This window comes from Nonomuraea monospora (assembly GCF_039531895.1).
Taxonomy (GTDB): domain Bacteria; phylum Actinomycetota; class Actinomycetes; order Streptosporangiales; family Streptosporangiaceae; genus Nonomuraea; species Nonomuraea monospora.
Genome location: NZ_BAAAQX010000057.1, coordinates 15,655 through 30,829 on the forward strand (window position 1 = coordinate 15,655; position 15,175 = coordinate 30,829).

The 15,175-nt window shown below is 72.4% G+C and carries 15 protein-coding genes; 2 read left to right on the top strand and 13 right to left on the bottom strand.

The genetic code is table 11. The annotated features are described in order from the left end of the window. Window positions 1–2 precede the first annotated feature (2 nt). From ABD331_RS56355 to ABD331_RS56405, 11 genes are all read right to left on the bottom strand, one after another. A complete protein-coding gene (locus tag ABD331_RS56355; RefSeq protein ID WP_344495063.1) occupies window positions 3–920 on the bottom strand; it encodes an ABC transporter ATP-binding protein in 918 nt (305 codons plus the stop codon). Further along, window positions 917–3,478: a class III lanthionine synthetase LanKC gene (gene lanKC, locus ABD331_RS56360; RefSeq protein ID WP_344495065.1), complete on the bottom strand. Its 2,562-nt coding sequence runs from the start codon at window positions 3,476–3,478 to the stop codon at window positions 917–919. The genes ABD331_RS56355 and lanKC overlap by 4 nt, the downstream gene beginning before the upstream one ends. An 18-nt stretch (window positions 3,479–3,496) precedes the next feature. Next, window positions 3,497–5,131, bottom strand: coding sequence for a daptide biosynthesis intramembrane metalloprotease (gene mpaP, locus ABD331_RS56365; RefSeq protein ID WP_344495067.1), 1,635 nt, complete (start codon window positions 5,129–5,131; stop codon window positions 3,497–3,499). Next, window positions 5,128–5,304, bottom strand: coding sequence for a hypothetical protein (locus ABD331_RS56370; RefSeq protein ID WP_344495069.1), 177 nt, complete (start codon window positions 5,302–5,304; stop codon window positions 5,128–5,130). The genes mpaP and ABD331_RS56370 overlap by 4 nt, the downstream gene beginning before the upstream one ends. A 154-nt stretch (window positions 5,305–5,458) precedes the next feature. After that, window positions 5,459–5,638 carry a daptide-type RiPP gene (locus ABD331_RS56375; RefSeq protein ID WP_222871678.1) on the bottom strand — a complete coding sequence of 60 codons (180 nt, stop codon included), beginning with the start codon at window positions 5,636–5,638 and terminating at the stop codon, window positions 5,459–5,461. 29 nt (window positions 5,639–5,667) lie between these two features. Continuing rightward, window positions 5,668–5,826: a daptide-type RiPP gene (locus tag ABD331_RS56380; protein ID WP_187414847.1), complete on the bottom strand. Its 159-nt coding sequence runs from the start codon at window positions 5,824–5,826 to the stop codon at window positions 5,668–5,670. Window positions 5,827–5,844: 18 nt separating this feature from the next. After that, the gene (locus ABD331_RS56385; protein WP_344495122.1) at window positions 5,845–6,012 is read right to left on the bottom strand and encodes a daptide-type RiPP; all 168 of its coding nucleotides are present in this window, start codon (window positions 6,010–6,012) and stop codon (window positions 5,845–5,847) included. 23 nt (window positions 6,013–6,035) lie between these two features. After that, window positions 6,036–7,274 (bottom strand): daptide-type RiPP biosynthesis dehydogenase, encoded by a 1,239-nt coding sequence (gene mpaC, locus ABD331_RS56390; protein WP_344495073.1) that lies wholly within the window; start codon window positions 7,272–7,274, stop codon window positions 6,036–6,038. Then, window positions 7,271–9,376: a daptide-type RiPP biosynthesis aminotransferase gene (gene mpaD, locus ABD331_RS56395; RefSeq protein ID WP_344495075.1), complete on the bottom strand. Its 2,106-nt coding sequence runs from the start codon at window positions 9,374–9,376 to the stop codon at window positions 7,271–7,273. Before mpaD ends, mpaC begins: the two co-directional genes overlap by 4 nt. After that, on the bottom strand, window positions 9,373–10,662 hold the full coding sequence (gene mpaB, locus ABD331_RS56400) for a daptide biosynthesis RiPP recognition protein (protein WP_344495077.1): 1,290 nt from the start codon (window positions 10,660–10,662) through the stop codon (window positions 9,373–9,375). The genes mpaD and mpaB overlap by 4 nt, the downstream gene beginning before the upstream one ends. Beyond that, window positions 10,663–11,619, bottom strand: coding sequence for an LLM class flavin-dependent oxidoreductase (locus tag ABD331_RS56405; protein WP_344495079.1), 957 nt, complete (start codon window positions 11,617–11,619; stop codon window positions 10,663–10,665). It abuts the gene before it with no gap. A gap of 324 nt (window positions 11,620–11,943) precedes the next feature. Between ABD331_RS56405 and ABD331_RS56410 the strand changes: the two genes are divergently transcribed. Together ABD331_RS56410 and ABD331_RS56415 are read left to right on the top strand one after the other, a co-directional pair. Beyond that, window positions 11,944–12,654, top strand: coding sequence for a CPBP family intramembrane glutamic endopeptidase (locus tag ABD331_RS56410; RefSeq protein WP_344495081.1), 711 nt, complete (start codon window positions 11,944–11,946; stop codon window positions 12,652–12,654). Next, window positions 12,651–13,697 carry a glycosyltransferase family 2 protein gene (locus ABD331_RS56415; RefSeq protein WP_344495083.1) on the top strand — a complete coding sequence of 349 codons (1,047 nt, stop codon included), beginning with the start codon at window positions 12,651–12,653 and terminating at the stop codon, window positions 13,695–13,697. Before ABD331_RS56410 ends, ABD331_RS56415 begins: the two co-directional genes overlap by 4 nt. Before the next feature lie 75 nt (window positions 13,698–13,772). Here the strand turns inward: ABD331_RS56415 and ABD331_RS56420 are convergent, their stop codons facing one another. Beyond that, window positions 13,773–14,438: a GOLPH3/VPS74 family protein gene (locus ABD331_RS56420; protein WP_344495085.1), complete on the bottom strand. Its 666-nt coding sequence runs from the start codon at window positions 14,436–14,438 to the stop codon at window positions 13,773–13,775. A gap of 231 nt (window positions 14,439–14,669) precedes the next feature. Beyond that, on the bottom strand, window positions 14,670–14,867 hold the full coding sequence (locus ABD331_RS61220) for a DUF397 domain-containing protein (RefSeq protein WP_425566280.1): 198 nt from the start codon (window positions 14,865–14,867) through the stop codon (window positions 14,670–14,672). Between the last annotated feature and the right edge of the window lie 308 nt (window positions 14,868–15,175).

Consider the following 15,175-nt stretch of genomic DNA (forward strand, 5'->3'; position numbering starts at 1 on the left):
GTTCAGCCCACCTCTCCCTTGATCTCGGCCTTCTCGGCCGTGGCCATGCTGAACGCCTTCTGCAGGCTCCGCTCCTCGCGCAGCTCGTAGATCGCGACGCCGGTGGTCTGGGCGAGCCGGCCCACCGCGTCCGGCTCCAGCCCGGTGATCTGCAGCCGCTGCGCGTCGGCCAGGCTGACGAGCCTGCCGCCCGCGCTGGTGATGGCGGCGCCGAGCGCCTGCGGGTTGTCGCACTGCACGCTGACGGTCTGCGTCTGGTAGCGCTGGATGAACGCCTGCGCCGCGCCGGCGCCGACGATCTTGCTCTGCGCGATGACGACCAGGTCGTCGACCAGGTCCTCCATCTCGGCCAGCAGGTGGCTGGAGACGAACACCGTCCTGCCCTGGTCCCTGAACTGCCGCAGCAGCCCCTTCATCCAGGCGATGCCCTCGGGGTCGAGGCCGTTCATCGGCTCGTCCAGCATGACCACCTCGGGGTTGCCCACCAGGGCGATGGCCAGCGCCAGCCGCTGGCGCATGCCCAGCGAGAAGCGCCCGGCCCGCTTGCCGGCCACCGCCGACAGGCCCACCCGATCCAGCAGCACCTCGGCCTGGTCGTCCTTCACCCCGGCGAGCCTGGCCGCCCAGCGCACGCTGTCGATGGCCCGGCGGCTGGGGTGCGCGCACTGCGTGTCGAGCACCGCGCCGATCTTGCGGGCGGGCACCGGCCACTCGTGGATCGGCTTGCCGTCGATGTGGGCCGAGCCGCCGCTCGCCCGGTCAAGGCCGAGGAAGAGCCGCATCGTGGTCGACTTGCCCGCGCCGTTGGGCCCCAGGAAGCCGGTGATCGCGCCGGAGCGCACGGCGAAGCTGACGTTGCTGACCGCGAGCACGGGTCCATACCGCTTGGTGAGGCCCTCTGCCCTCAGCATCGGTTTCATCTGATCTCCTGTTGTGTCGTTGTGCAGGTGTCGTGGCGGGTGGCCGCGGGTTCCAGGAACGGGAGACCGGTGCCGCCGCCCAGGGCGGTGTGCAGGCCGAGGAGCACGCCGGCCGAGCCGGTGGCCAGGTCGGCCGACAGCCGCAGCGCCTGCTCCCCGATGAAGGCGACGCGGCCGTCGCGCGGCACCGCGTGCCAGGCGAGATGCTTCAGGTGGCGGGCGAGCCTGGGCGAGTCCGGCCGCTCGCCCAGCCGGGCCAGCGCCAGCATGACCCCGGCCCGGCCCGCGAACAGCCCGGCGCCGGTGACCACGTGGTCGCCGAGCGCGCGGCGCAGGTCGTCGAGCACCTCCAGCAACTCCGGGTCGGGATAGTGCTCGATCAGCAGCCGCAGCACCATGGCCACGCCCGCGCCGCCCAGCTCCAGGACCGGCTCGCGCCACGGGGCGCCGATCGGCGCGGGAACGCCCGTGCCCGCGCCCATCACCGCCAGGTCCCGGCGCAGCGCCGCCTCGGCGTGCCGCAGCAGCGCGGGATCCCTGCTGTCGGCGTAGAGCCGCAGCAGCAGCAGCGCGGCGCCGCTTGCTCCGTGCATCAGCCCCGGCGGCGGCCCCTCCGACTTCAGCGGCAGGCGCTCGATGAGCAGCTCGGTGACCGCGCCGCAGTCCCGCCCGAAGTGCCGCAGCGTCAGCCCCGCCCCGGCCAGCCCCGAGTACAGCCCGATGCCCGGCACCCGGTCCAGCGGGATCGAGGCCGCGCGTTCGAGGGTCTCCAGCGCCTCCGCGGTGCGGCCGAGCCGGTCCAGGGCGTAGGCGACGCCGCTCAGCCCGTCGTAGAAGCCGGGCCGGGTCACGCTTCCCTCGCGTGAGCGGCGCGCCAGCCAGTCCACCTGCTCCTCCGGCACGTCCACGCCGGCCTCGGCGAGCGACCACAGCACCCCGGCCGCGCCGTGGGCGAAGGCGGCCCCGCCACCCGGCAGGTGGAACTGCGCGATGTCGCCCGGGAAGAGCCGGTCCGTACGCTCCGGCGTGGCGGTGACCGCGATGCCGTCCGCGATCGCCGCCCGCAGCTCCGGCCAGGCCGCGGGCCCTGGCTCCGGCCAGTCCAGCGGCGGCCGGTCGGCGGGCTGGGCGACCAGGTCGTTCCAGTGCGGGGCGGGGCCGAGGTCGTGGCGTACCTGATCGGCGAAGTCCGCCGGGACGGGGAAGTACGTGGTGACGAGGTCCAGCAGTTGCGCCATCTTGTCGGCGCCCCAGGGCAGCAGCGCCGTCATCGGGCAGAACAGGGCGAGCCTGATGCAGCCCAGCCCGAAGCGGTCCACCTGGGCGCCGGTGTAGCCGGGCGGCGCCACGAAGCCGGGCGCGGCCATGACCTGGACCTGGTTCTGGTCGGCCTCGGTCGCGCCCTCCAGGTCGATGAAGGCGATGCTGTCGTCGGCGCGGACCAGGATGTTGGCCGGGTGCAGATCGCCGAAGACGACGCCCCGCTCGTGCATCGCGGTCACGGCCTCCTCGGCCTGCCGCAGGATGTTCAGCGCCCACTCCGTGTAGACGGCGAAGTCCGCGGCGGAGCGGTCGGGCCGCAGCAGCGGGTTGCGGCGGGCGATCTCCCGGCCCAGCGGCTCGCCCTCGACGTGCTCGCGGGCCAGGAAGTAGTGCTCGTGGCCGATCCGGTAGTCGATCACGCGGGGGATCCAGGGCAGGCCGGCGAGCCGGTCCATGGCCCAGTGCTCGCGCTCCAGGCGGGCGACGGCGTCGCGTCCGTCCTGGTCGAGCCCGGCCAGCGGCCTGGCCTCCTTCAGCACCACCACCTCGCCGGAACGGGTGTCGGTGGCGTAGTAGACGCCGCCGCCGTTGGAGAAGTGGAAGGCCTTGGTCGCGCGGAACGGGAAGTCGCGCAGCGTGCCCCGGTTGCGCGCGGCCAGCGCCTCGGTCAGGCAGCCGGGCAGCTCGGCCCACGGGGGCGGGCGGAAGGACGGGCCGCGGACGTCGGGCACCAGATTCCCGTCCGGGTCCTCGACGCAGTAGACGGTCTCGCCGTACTCGTTCTGGATCGTGCGCTCGACGAAGGCGCCGTAGCGGACGTACAGCGGGCCGGAGCGCCAGCGCAGGTCGCTCAGGATGTGCGGGCCCCGCTCCCCGTCCAGCAGGTCGCCGAGCTCGTTGAGGATCTTCTCCAGTTGCTCGTCGTCACCCGGGTACAGCGTGGCGAACTTGCCCGCGCTGCCGCGGTCGGCGTACTTGCCGTTGCGCCGCCGCAGCACCGTCTCCGAGCGGAGGTACTTGAAGCTCACGCGGTGCGCGACGCAGTAGTCCCAGACCGTGGCCAGGACGCGCGCCGCGTTCTCCGTGGTCGCCGAGACGTGGATCTTCCAGCCCTGCCGTTGCACGCGCTCGACGGGCGCGTTGAAGATGATCCAGTCGGCGTTGTCGTCACGTCTCCAGTCGGCGGGCATCGGTGTGGCCGCGCCGTGGGAGAACTCGGCGTCCGCCGTCGGCTCGACGACGTCGTAGAAGGGCTCCCCCGGCGGGCAGTGTCGCAGATACTCGATGAACTCCATCGCTCTTCTCTCTCCCCGTCACCAGCTGAGCGGCAGGTACGTCGCGGCGAGCCACTCGCCGAGTGGCCTGGACCCGGCGTCGACCCGCGCCGCGCCGCTGCGCTCCCCCGGTGTCTCCCGCACGGTCAGCGGGTAGGCGGACACGGTCATCGGCAGGGTGCCTTCCGCGCGGATCGGCAGCAGCGCCGAGACCGGGGCGGTCGTGCTCGACGCCGTGGCGGAGGCGACCACGGCCGACCCCACCTGCTCGCGCAGGACCACGCCGTTGCGCAGCAGCCGGACCTGCGCCCCCCGCGTGATCGCCGCGTCGCCGCCCGGCACCACGAGTTCGAGCTGCCCCTGCCGGTAGTGGTAGCCGCCCGAGATCACGTACGGCACCTGCACCGTCATCAGCACGGCGGTGAGCCCGCAGGCCAGCGCCGCGATCACGCCCCCGATCCGCCACACCGGCGCGCCCGCCGTCCTGGCCTCCTGCACGGTCAGCAGGAAGCCGACGAGCAGCCGGCCGAGCAGCAGCAGCACGACGACCCCGAGGACCACCGTGCCGAGCAGGCCGAGGCCGCGCAGCAGCTCGCCCCAGAGGGACAGCGCCAGCACCCCGACGAGGTAGACGGGAAAGACCAGGCAGGCCAGCCCGTACGGCACCGCCCACCGCAGCCCGGGCAGCTCGGCCGGGTAGGTGCCGCCGAACAGCAGCCTCGTGACCACCCGGCGGGCGTCGGTCATCGCCCGTTTGCGCAGGTCCGAGATGTCGAGGTGGCTCATCAGCGCCAGGTAGCCGTCGAGCTTGACGAACGGCAGCAGGTTGAGCAGCCCGCTGGTGTAGGTGACGACGGAGAAGATCAGCAACGCCGCCTCACCCGTCGGCAGCGCCGCGACGGCCGCCGCGCCCGCCACCACGAACTGGGTGGCCACCCCGGCCAGCGCCACCCGCACCCGCCGCTCCTTGTGCCCCAGCCGCCAGCCGTCGGAGACGTCGCAGAAGAACGCGGGCAGCAGGTAGAGCAGCATGACGCCCATCCGGCTCGGCCGCCCGCCGTAGTGGCTGAGCACCGCGCCGTGGCTCAGCTCGTGCAACACCATGACCAGGTACGAGCCGGCCGCCACCCACGCGTACACGCTCAGCGGCAGCGGCGAGCCGAGCGCCCGCGCCAGCGCGCCGCCGTTCAGCGCCAGGCTCACCGGCCCGGCCAGCGCGATCACCATCGCGGCGACCGCCCAGGAGCGGCCGGCCAGCGCGGCCAGCAGCGGCCGGCACCAGGCCAGCAGCCTGGCCGGGCGCAGCAGGGTGATCTGCAGGGTCAGCGGGGGCACGTACTTCACCCAGGGGGCGGCGGCGCTGCGGCCGCGGCTGCCGTCGTCCAGCAGCTTCATCCGCTGCAGCTCGCCCAGCGCGTAGCCGAGCGCCTGCGGCGTCCACTTCGGCCCCAGGTCGGCCAGCAGCTCGGCGTGATCCCGGTCGCCGTCGAGCGCGCGGCCCAGCCTGGCCATGTCCGCGCCCACCCGGATGTAGCGGCCGGGGCCGCGCTGGATGATCCACGGGGCGTCCTCGTGCTCCGGCGCGTGCACCTGTACGTCGTCGGCCAGCCGGGGACGCGCGGGAATCGCCGGCTCCAGCTCCTCCCGCTCCCTCCTGCCGAGCTTCACCGTCACCGCCCGGCCGCCTTCATGACCAGCAGCGCGAAGAAGACCAGCGCCGCCACACCGAGCACGGTCAGCACGACGAGCTGCGCGATTCCCGCCAGGCTGCTGTTCACGACCAGGGCGAACGCGATGACACAGATGCCGGCCGCGATGATCAACCACACCGTGGACACGTTGCTCATTCCTTTCCTTCACCGAGCGGGAATTTCCTGCGGTGGCGGGCGGTGGCGGCGGGCGACCGCCGCCACCGCCTTCCTCGTGCTATGCCGCTACGTCCGCCTCGGGCTCCTGCATCTCAAGCTCGAGACCGCGTGCCGCATCCGGTGATCAGCGTGCTCAGGTGATGACGCTGATGCTGCTCATCACGGCGGTCACGCCGTACGAGACCGCCGTGCCCACGGCGCTCACCACAGAGACACCGGTGACGACTCCCCAGAAGGTCCCCCAGCCGGGGGCCTCCATGGCTTCGAGTTCCTGCATGCCCAGCTCGAGCGGGGCGTTGGCCAACTCGTTCATGTGCATTCCTCCTCTCGGGAAAACGGGTGTCAGGTCGCCGCCGCAGCGCTGGCGACCGCGCTGGCGAAGGCAAGGGTGCCGAGGGTGATGACGAGCCCCTGCTTGAAGCCGGACCAGAATCCGGGGGCGTCCATCGCCTCGAGCTCCTGCATGCCCAGCTCAAGCGGGGCAATCGCCAGTTCGTTCATGTGCCTCTCCTCTCGATGTCAGGTCGCCGCAGCGCTGGCGATCGCGCTGGCGAAGACGAGTGTCCCGACAGTGAAGACGACCCCTCGCTTGAAGCCGGACCAGAATCCGGGGGCGTCCATCGCCTCGAGCTCCTGCATGCCCAGCTCCAATGCGGGAGTCAGGCTTGAGGTCGCCGCCATGTCCATCGCCACACCTCCTCTCCTAGCTGTCAGCCCGCGGTCCGTCCGCGGGAGTCCTCGCCGGGCAGGGCGGCCACGGCATCCGGTGTGCGGATCACCTCGGCCAGCAGCCGCCGTACCTCGTCCTTGGTCAGGCCGCCGAGCATCGGCAGCCCCGCGCCCCAGGCGCGCACGATGCGCGCGGCGATGGCGTCGAGCGCGTCCTCGCCGGCGCTCAGCCGCCGCTCCACCAGCCACGAGTCGATGAGCGCGGCGATCCCGTCCGCCGGGTCGCCAGGCAGCCCCGCGGGATCGACCTCCCGCAGCACCGACCAGAGCCTGGCCAGCCGCCCGGCGGAGCCGAGCCGCCGCTCCCCGCCGGCGATGGCCCGCCACAGCGGCGGCAGCACGGCGGCGACGGCGCGCATCTTGCGCACACTGAGCGCGCCCGACACCTCGTTGGCGATCAGCCAGCCCTTGTTGGCGAACGCGGCGCGGCCCAGGTGGATCCACTCCTGGTGGGTGAGCCCGCTCAGCTTGGCGATCTCCAGCCGCAGCGCCCCGTCCACCGGCCGCCCGACGCTGCGCGCCCGCCGCACCTGGTGCCCGGCCGTGACCAGCCGGACGGCGACCGCCTCGGCCAGCGCGTCCTCGGTGGGCAGGTCGGCGTGGTCGCCCACGTACAGGCTGACCAGGCGGAACAGCGCCTCCAGCACACCTTCGGAGATCAGCTCGGCCGGCAGGGTGTCGGTGGCGACCGGGTCGAGCACCGCGATGTCGGGACGCAGGCACTCGCCGGAGACCAGCCGCTTGCCCTGCGGGTACTCCAGGCAGGCCACCGTGCTGAGCTCGGCGCCGGTGCCCAGCGTGGTGGGGACCGCGACGAGCCGCACGGCGCGCTCGGTGCCCTGCGGCAGCACGGTCATGCCGCTGCGTTGCGGCACCGAGAGCCTGGCTCGCGCGGCGGGGCGCTCGTACAGCAGGGTGAGCAGCTTGGCCTGGTCGAGCAGGGAGCCGCCGCCGACGCCGACGACCAGCTCGATCCCCCGCAGCCGATCGGCCAGGTCCAGGACGCCGGCCAGGGTGCCGGGGCCGGGCAGGACGGTCAGCTCCGCCTCGCGGCCGGCCTTGGCGATCTGGCGGCGGACGCGGGAGACGATCTCGCCGTCCAGCACGCCGGGATCGACGAGCAGGCTGACCCGCCTGCCGGAGCCCGCGGCCAGCCACGGGGCCAGGCCGTCCGCCCCGAAGAGGGTACGGGTCAGGCACTGCGTGCCCTGCTGCGTCATGCCGGGACCTCCCGGCCGCTGTAGGCCGACAGGCCGGCGCGCAGGCAGCCGAACAGCTCGCTCACGTCGGCGGCCGTGTAGGTGAGCGCGGGCACGAGCTGCACGCCGTTGACGCCCGGGTGCACGACGGCCCCTGCGCGACGGACCGCCGCGACCACGGCGGGCACCTCGGCCTGCGGCAGCTCCGCGCCGTCCGGGGTGCGCAGCCTGATCGCGCGGAAGCAGCCCACACCGGACGTCCCGGCGACCATCGGGTGCCGCAGCGCCGCCAGTTCCTCGTCGAGCCGGACCGAGACCCGCCTGCCCAGCGCCACCGCGTCCAGGCGGCGCATCTCGCCGATCGTGGCCAGGATCGCCGCGCAGGTCACCGGCGTGCCCGCCTGCGTCTCCGCGTGCGCGAGCACCGCGCCGGCCTCGCTGAACGCCGCCGCCACCGGCCGGGACGCCACCACCACGGCGGCGGCGCTCACCCCGTTGGTCAGGCCCTTCGAGGCCAGCAGCAGGTCCGGCTGCTCGGGCCAGCCCTGGGAGGCGAAGAAGCTCCCGGTACGGCCGAAGCCCGTCGCCACCTCGTCGGCCACCAGCAGGAACCCGTGCTCGCGGCGCAGCCGCAGCAGCTCGGCCAGGTACTCGCCGGTCAGCGGGACCGCCCCGCTGCCCAGCACCGGCTCGACGACGACCGCCGCCACCTGGCCGCCCTGGCGCTCCAGCAGCCGGGCCAGCTCGCCGGCGTCGTTCGGCCTGACGTGCCGGACCAGCCGCTGGTCCACGCCGTAGAGCCGCTGCCCGAAGTCCTCGCCGCTCAGCGCGAAGGCGCCGAACGTCATGCCGTGGTAGCCGCCGCTGAGCCCCACCACCAGCTTGCGCCGGTCGTCGCCGCGCAGCGCGTGGTAGTGGCGGGCGAGCTTCATCGCCAGGTCGTTGGCCGCGCCGCCGGAGGTCGAGAACACCACCCTGGCGTAGTGGTCGGCGCCGCACAGCTCGATCAGCGCCGCCGCGGCGCGGCGCGCGTGGTCGTTCTCGTAGCGGAAGACGTTCAGGTAGGACGCCTCCGACAGGGCCTTGGAGACGGCCGCCGCGATCGCGGGGTTGCCGTAGCCGAGGTTGGTGTTCCACAGGCCGCTGGTGCCGCAGAGCAGCTCGCGGCCGTCGGCGAAGCGGATCCGCACGCCCTTGGCGGAGACCGCGCAGAGCTCGTCGCGTCCCTGCTGGTCCGGTGTCAGCAGCGCGGGCCACAGCGGCGCGGTGCCCGGCTCCGTCTGGCGGTCCCCGCTTGTTACGTGGCGGTTTGCGCTCGATCGGGGTGGGTCCGCCGCCTTCGCTTCCATCAGGATGTCGCGGTGCCGGGCGCCGGCGTCGCCCAGCGCGTGCCGGGAGAGCACGGTCAGGCCCGCCTCGGCCAGCTCGGCCTCCAGCCGGTCGGCGGGGACCACGGCGACGGTGCTGGTGGCCACGGTGACCGGGCCGTCCTGCGGCTCGGCCGGGCAGATGGCCACCACGCGCCGGCCCGCCTCCGGGTTCCAGCGCTCGAAGAACCGGTACGACGTGCCGCTGACGCCGACGAAGGGCACCTCGACCTCGTGGCCGTCCACGGCGTCGAGCTCGACCGTGGATAGGACGAACCGGCCGCCGGGCGCCAGGTGCTCGCGGACCGTCTCGTACAGCGCGGCCCGGCCCTCGGCGTCGAGCAGGGAGATCGACGAGGTGCCGAGCACGATCACGGCGAAGCGGTGCGGCGAGGTGAACGTCCGCATGTCGGCCTTGACCAGCGTGCAGCGCTCGCGCAGGCGCGCCGGTGACTCCTCCAGGCGGGCGGCCAGCAGGGCCAGCATGCCTTCCGACAGGTCCACCGCGGTCACCTGCCTGCCCAGCGCGAGCAGCGGCAGCGTCAACCGGCCCGAGCCGGCCGCGAGGTCGAGCACCGGGCCCGGCACGCGGCGGACCAGGCTGATCAGCTCGCGGACCTCGTGGGTGTCGGTGCCGGCGACGTCGTGGTAGACGGCCGAGCCGGTCAGGTCGTACATGTCGCAGACGACCGCGCGCTCGCCCAGCTCCGACACCAGCTCCCTGGCCTGGCGCGGCAGGTCCGTTCTCGGCGTCATGTCAGCCGCACCCCCGCCCCTGCGAAGTAGCCGGTCACGGTACGCAGGCCCGCCGGGTCCGCGTGCTCGGCGGCGGCCTCGATCGAGCCGCACACCAGCAGCGCCTCGGCCAGCTCGCCCGCGCGGTGCTCCACCTCGAACGTCCTGGCGGGCCACGGCTGGTGCACGTAGGCGGCGTCGTCCGTCCACAACAGCAGCGGCACGTCCGGCCTCGTCAGGTCCGCCGCGGCGAGCGGCTCCAGAGCGGTGGCCAGCCTTCCCCCGAACCCGGACACCCGCACGCCCGCGGCGCCGCGCAGGGTCAGGTCGCGGACGGCGGCCAGGGCGGCGAGGTAGCGGCCCAGCCAGGGGCGGGCGGCCAGTTCCGCGGCGCGCCGCTCCTCGGGGACTGCCGCGCCCAGGCAGACGGCGCACGGGTGGTCGGTTTTCGCGTTGAGGCGGTGCCAGGCGGCGGTCAGGGTGGCCAGGTCGTCGCCTACCTTGCCGAGGGGCAGGCCCGTGGGGGAGGTGGACAGCTCGCCGTCGGGGCCCGCGTACAACCGCAGCCGCGGCCCGTCATGCCCAGCGCCCGCAGCCTGGCCCGGGTCAGCGGCCTGGTCGGGACGGGCGGCCTCGCCTCGCCCGCCAGCCCCGTCGCGACCAGCTCCGTCACGACCGCCAGCCTCGCCACGCCCGGCAGCACCGTCACGACCGCCAGCCTCGCCACGCCCGGCAGCACCGTCACGACCGGCAGCACCGTCACGCCCGGCAGGCCCTTCGCGCCTGGCAGCACCGTCGCGTCCGGCGAGCGGGCCCGGGCCGGGGCCGGCGCCGAGGGCTGGGGTGTCGGCGAGGCGGACCGTCGGGTGGATGAGGAACTCGGCGAAGTGCCCCTCGGCGAGGGCCCGGTCGGCGTCGGACACGTACAGCTCGAAGTCGTCCTCGCCGAAGACCCGGATGGCGGTGGGCCCGATCACGGACATGTACTCGCTGGTCGCGTAGTCCTGCGTCTGCAGGAAGAACGATTCCGACAGCGACATCTCCGCCCCGGGTTCGCTCAGCGACCCCTCGTACGGCACCACGACAGGCCCCGAAGCGTCCCCTGGACCGTCAGGAACGAAGATCACGGTGTCGGGCCCGGCCAGGCCGGACTCGACGACCGTCGTCAGATGGTCGGAGTTCTCCAGAACAATCGCGGATACCTCTTCGGGCGGCGCTGCGGTTCCCGCCTGCCCCGTCGCCCACTGCATCAGCAGGCGCTTCGTCCCGGCCAACGTCTTCCCCCGTCCCTTCCGTCGAACGGTCACTCAGTTGAACGTGCCGCCTACCAGCGCCCCGAGCAGGGCCTTCAGCTCGTTCATGGCTTCTTTCTGGCCCTGGAGGTTGAACACCCCCGTGAGGTTGAGGATGATCTCGTCGGCGCCGACCCGCTCGTACTCCTTGAGCGCGGCGACGAGCTCGTCGAGGTCCCCGCTGAGGAACGCGCCGCCGGCCACGGCGGCCTTGGCGTCGGCGGCCGGGTCCTTGCCCGTGACGTCCAGCCCGGCCTTGCGCAGCATGTCCACGTAGTGGGGCGCCTGGAGGTGCAGGGCGTTGCTGGCCATGGCCTGCTCGGTGGGCGTGCGGTCGGGCCTGGTCATGGCCAGCGGCACCATGGCCGCCAGCCGGGGCGCCGGGCGTCCCGCCTTCTCCGCGCCCTCGCGCAGGGCCGGCATGACGGTCCCCGCGAGGTAGTCGACCGGCGTGAGCCAGGTGATGGCGACGTCGGCCACCTCGCCCGCGAGCCTGGCCATGTTCGTCCTGAGGACGCCGAGGCCGATCTCGATGGGCGGCGACACGGCCGGCGGAAGCATCGCCTTGCACTGGACGTACTCCCCGTGCACGTCCACCACGCCGCCGTCCAGCAGCCCGCGGACCGCGGTGACGTACTCGCGGATCGCGCCGAGCTGGCTCCGGTAGCGCTCGCCCAGCAGGCTCTCCTGGAAGGAGATGGGCCCGGGGCCGAAGCCGGCGACCACCGGCTCGCCGGTGGCCAGCGCGAGCGAGCGGACCTGCAGCGCCGCCTCGTACGGGTGGCGCAGCGGCATCAACGTCACCCCGAGCCCGGTCGGCACCCGGAAACCGGCGCCGGCCGCGTACACGAACCCCTGGTGCGGCTCGATGAGGGTGGCTTGCCCCTGCCACAACGCGTGCGCGGCGGTCCACTCGACCAGTGCCGCGTAAGGAAGGATCTGCTCCGGCCGCCGCGGAACAAATGGAATCATCACCGAATACTTGGCCACTTTTGCTCCCCGTCGTTTTTCACGTCGTGACCGCGTTCTTTTCTTACTCCGCGGCCTCTTCCCCGCCGCTTCCCCGGTCGCTTCCCCGGGCCGATTTCCGCTGGTAAAGCCGGGAGTCACGGAGAGACATGACAGATGTCACACGGGACGCGTGACGACGGCGACTATGGCCCGCCCGCCGCGTGAACGAGGCTGACAGCAGCAGACGTCTAACATGTTCGATGTACGGCTGGTGCCCGGCTCCTGCATCGTCCGGCGCCAGCCGTACTTCCCGGGCCGAGGCCCGCAGGGAGGTCAGGAAACCTGATGCCGTCCACAGTCGTCTGGTCATGGGTGCTCGCCGTCGGCCTGATCAGCTATCTCGCCGTCGTCGCGCCGCTGCTCGGCCGCCGTTCCTACGAAAAGCTGGAGAAGGGCCTCACCCCGCTCTCGCGCGGGCTCGCCCTGAGCATCGTGGAGCTGTGGGCGCTGGCCGCCGTCGCCCTCCTGGTGGTGGGGCTGTCGCCGTCCCTGGATCTGGCGGACGTCGGCCTCAGGCCGCCCGACGACCCCAGCCTCACCTACGGCATCGCGGTGGCGCTGCCCGTCGCGATGGTGCCGCTGGTGCTCTTCATGCGCTGGCTGGTCAACAACGGCGGGAAGGTGCCGGGGTCCGACGCCTACTCCGCCCTGCTGCCGCGCACGCCCGGGCAGCGGTGGCTGGCCGGCGGGGTCGCGGTGTCCGCGGGCATCTGTGAGGAGCTGATCTACCGGGGGCTGTTCATCGCCCTGGGGGTGGCGCTCGGCCTCAGCCCGCTGGCCGCGGCGGCCGTGGCGGTGGCGGTGTTCATGCTCGGGCACCTCTACCAGGGCCTGTCGGGAGCGCTGCTGTCGCTGCTGGCCGGGATCGCGTTCACCGGGCTCTACCTGCGTACCGGCAGCCTGATCGCGCCGATCGTGGTGCACGTCCTGGTCGACCTCAGGTCCCTGGTGTTCACGCCGCTGCCCCAGGCGCGGCCCGCGCGGGTGGAGTCGTGAGGTTCACGGTCGTCTGCCCCACCTACAACCGGGGGCCGGCGATCGCGGCCACCATCGAGTCGGTCCTGGCGCAGTCGCTGCGTGACTGGGAGCTGCTGGTCGTCTCCGACGCGAGCGACGACGACACCGACGAGGTCGTCGCCGGGTTCGCCCGCGCGGACGACCGGGTCAGGCTCATCAGGACCCACCGCCACGGACACCCCTCCGGGCCGCGCAACATCGGTCTCGCCGAGGCCCGCGGCGCGTACGTCGCCTACCTCGACCACGACGACCGGTGGGCGCCTGAGCACCTGGCGGTCCTGGCGCGGGCGCTGGAGGGCGAGCAGTTCGCCGCCACCGGGGCGACGCGGGTGAACGCCGCCGGCGACGTGCTGCACGTGACTCCCCCGCTGACCCTCTGCTGGCACCCCGAGCTCCAGGTCATGAACGCGATCTTCCAGCCCTCCCAGGTCGCGCACGTCGCGGGGCTGGCGGAATCGGTGGGCGGCTGGCGCACGAGCGAGAACGGGCTGGAGGACTGGGACCTGTGGCTGCGCCTGACCGACGCGGGCGTACGATGCCGCACCGCCGCCGACCCCACCGTGATCGAGCTGGTCGACCCGTCCACCAGGCAGAGCCGGGTGACCGCCCGGCACGGGTGGGAGGTGGCCAGGTTCCCCGACGGGCGGGCGGCGCGGGCCGCGTACCGGGCGCTCAAGGACACCCGCCGGGTGGCCGACGCGCGCACGGCCCTGGAGACCGACCTGCGGGCCTGGTACGCCGCCCTCGTGGAGAGCGGCCTGCTGGTCGTCCCGTCAGGCTGGCAGGCGGACGCGCGGGAGATCGACCGGGCACTGCGCGAGGCGGTGGCCGCCGCGCCGATCGGCGGCCGTGAGCTCTGGCCGGACCTGGCCATCGTTCCCCGCGAGGATCACGTCGCGCTGGTGCACCTGATCTCGTGCGTCACGCAGGAACACGCGGACCGCATCGGCACGCTGAACCGCCGGATCATGCGCCACCAACTTGAGCTGTACGCCGACGTCCTGACCCACCAGACGCCCTGACCCGCTGCGACCCCCTGACCCGCTTTGACGCCCTGGCTTGCTTTGACGCCCTGGCTTGCTGGACGCCCCGGCCTGCTAGCTGTCGCTCGCCGCGATGATGTTGCCCATCGCCATGCCGGTGCTGACCCGCACCGCCGTCCGGATGGCATGCATGACCTGCACGATGGCCTCACTGACCGCCGGACCGGCCCACTGTCCCTCGGTGATCTCCGCGATCCGCTCACGCCGGGCGTCAGGGAACAACTTCTCGCCCAGCCCGCACGCACCCACCAACGCGACCAGCACGCCCATCCGCTCATCAGGCTCGGCCCCGTCGAGGACGTCACGTACCCGCCGACGAACCTCCCGCTCCACCCCCGGGTCACGTTCCGGATATTTCGTAGTACGGAACAGCCCGAGAACCCTGCCGTGCTCCTCGCTGAGCACCCCGCGCTCGGCCAGCCGCTTCAGCAGGTTCCAGCGTCGCGTCGGATTGGTCAGCCGGTCGAGCCACCACCTGACCTCACGCGGCTTGGACCCCGCGATGTCGCGCAGCACCTTGTCGAACTCGTCGTCACCGGTGGGCGTCAGGTCGAGGACCTCCAGGTGGCCCTCGGCGTAGCGGAAGCGGCCGGCGAGCGTCAGCTCGGCGAGTACGGCGGCTGTCAGGGTCACGTCCACGGCGGCCTCACTGATGTTCGGCCTGCCGGTCTCCTCGTCGTGGGAGAGAAGGAGCAGTTCCTCTGCGATCGTGATGTCCACCCTTGAAACCCTAACCCGCGCGGCCCCGTCTTCCATGAGCCGCGCGCTCCAGAATGGTGCCGCACCCGATGGACTGGCGCGCGCCCGTTCGAGGTAGCGATTGCGATGCAATTCCAGGTGGAGGTCGGCACCCGGTTTATGCACGTGCTGAGGGCAGCCCCAGCCAACGCGTTCCCTTGACATGCATCGGCGGGACCGGCCCACCAGTAGCGGACCGGCCCCGCCGTAACATCAAATCAGACCGGCGTATACGCCGCACTTGATGTCTGTGATGAATATATTCCATTCGTCGGGAGTGAACTCCAGCTCCGGCTGGGCCGAGAGAGTCGAGCGGACCACGACTCTCCCATTGCGCAGACAAACCTCCACGCACGATGAGTTAGAGGTGCATATGGTACTACGCCGCCAGCTCACTTCACTTACTGCCATTTTCTTCGTCCAGATTTCTCAGAGGCCGGATGCCCGACAGGCGCGCACGAGCGCATTTTGACCCTACTTGCCGGAATCAGGAACCTTGTTGCCATCTGCCGCATTATCCCGTCAACGACCTGCACTCAGATGCCGAGCAGGGCGGACGTGTTCACGTCGGATCACCGATGCGGAGTTGTCGTACAGGGCCATCAAGCTGCTATGTGAGGAGCCAACCCAATGTTGAGCTCAGGCTACGACACAACCCTCACTCGCCCATACGATCTCTCAGAAGTTCTCCCCACCATCCACAAGAGGCAAACCAAACC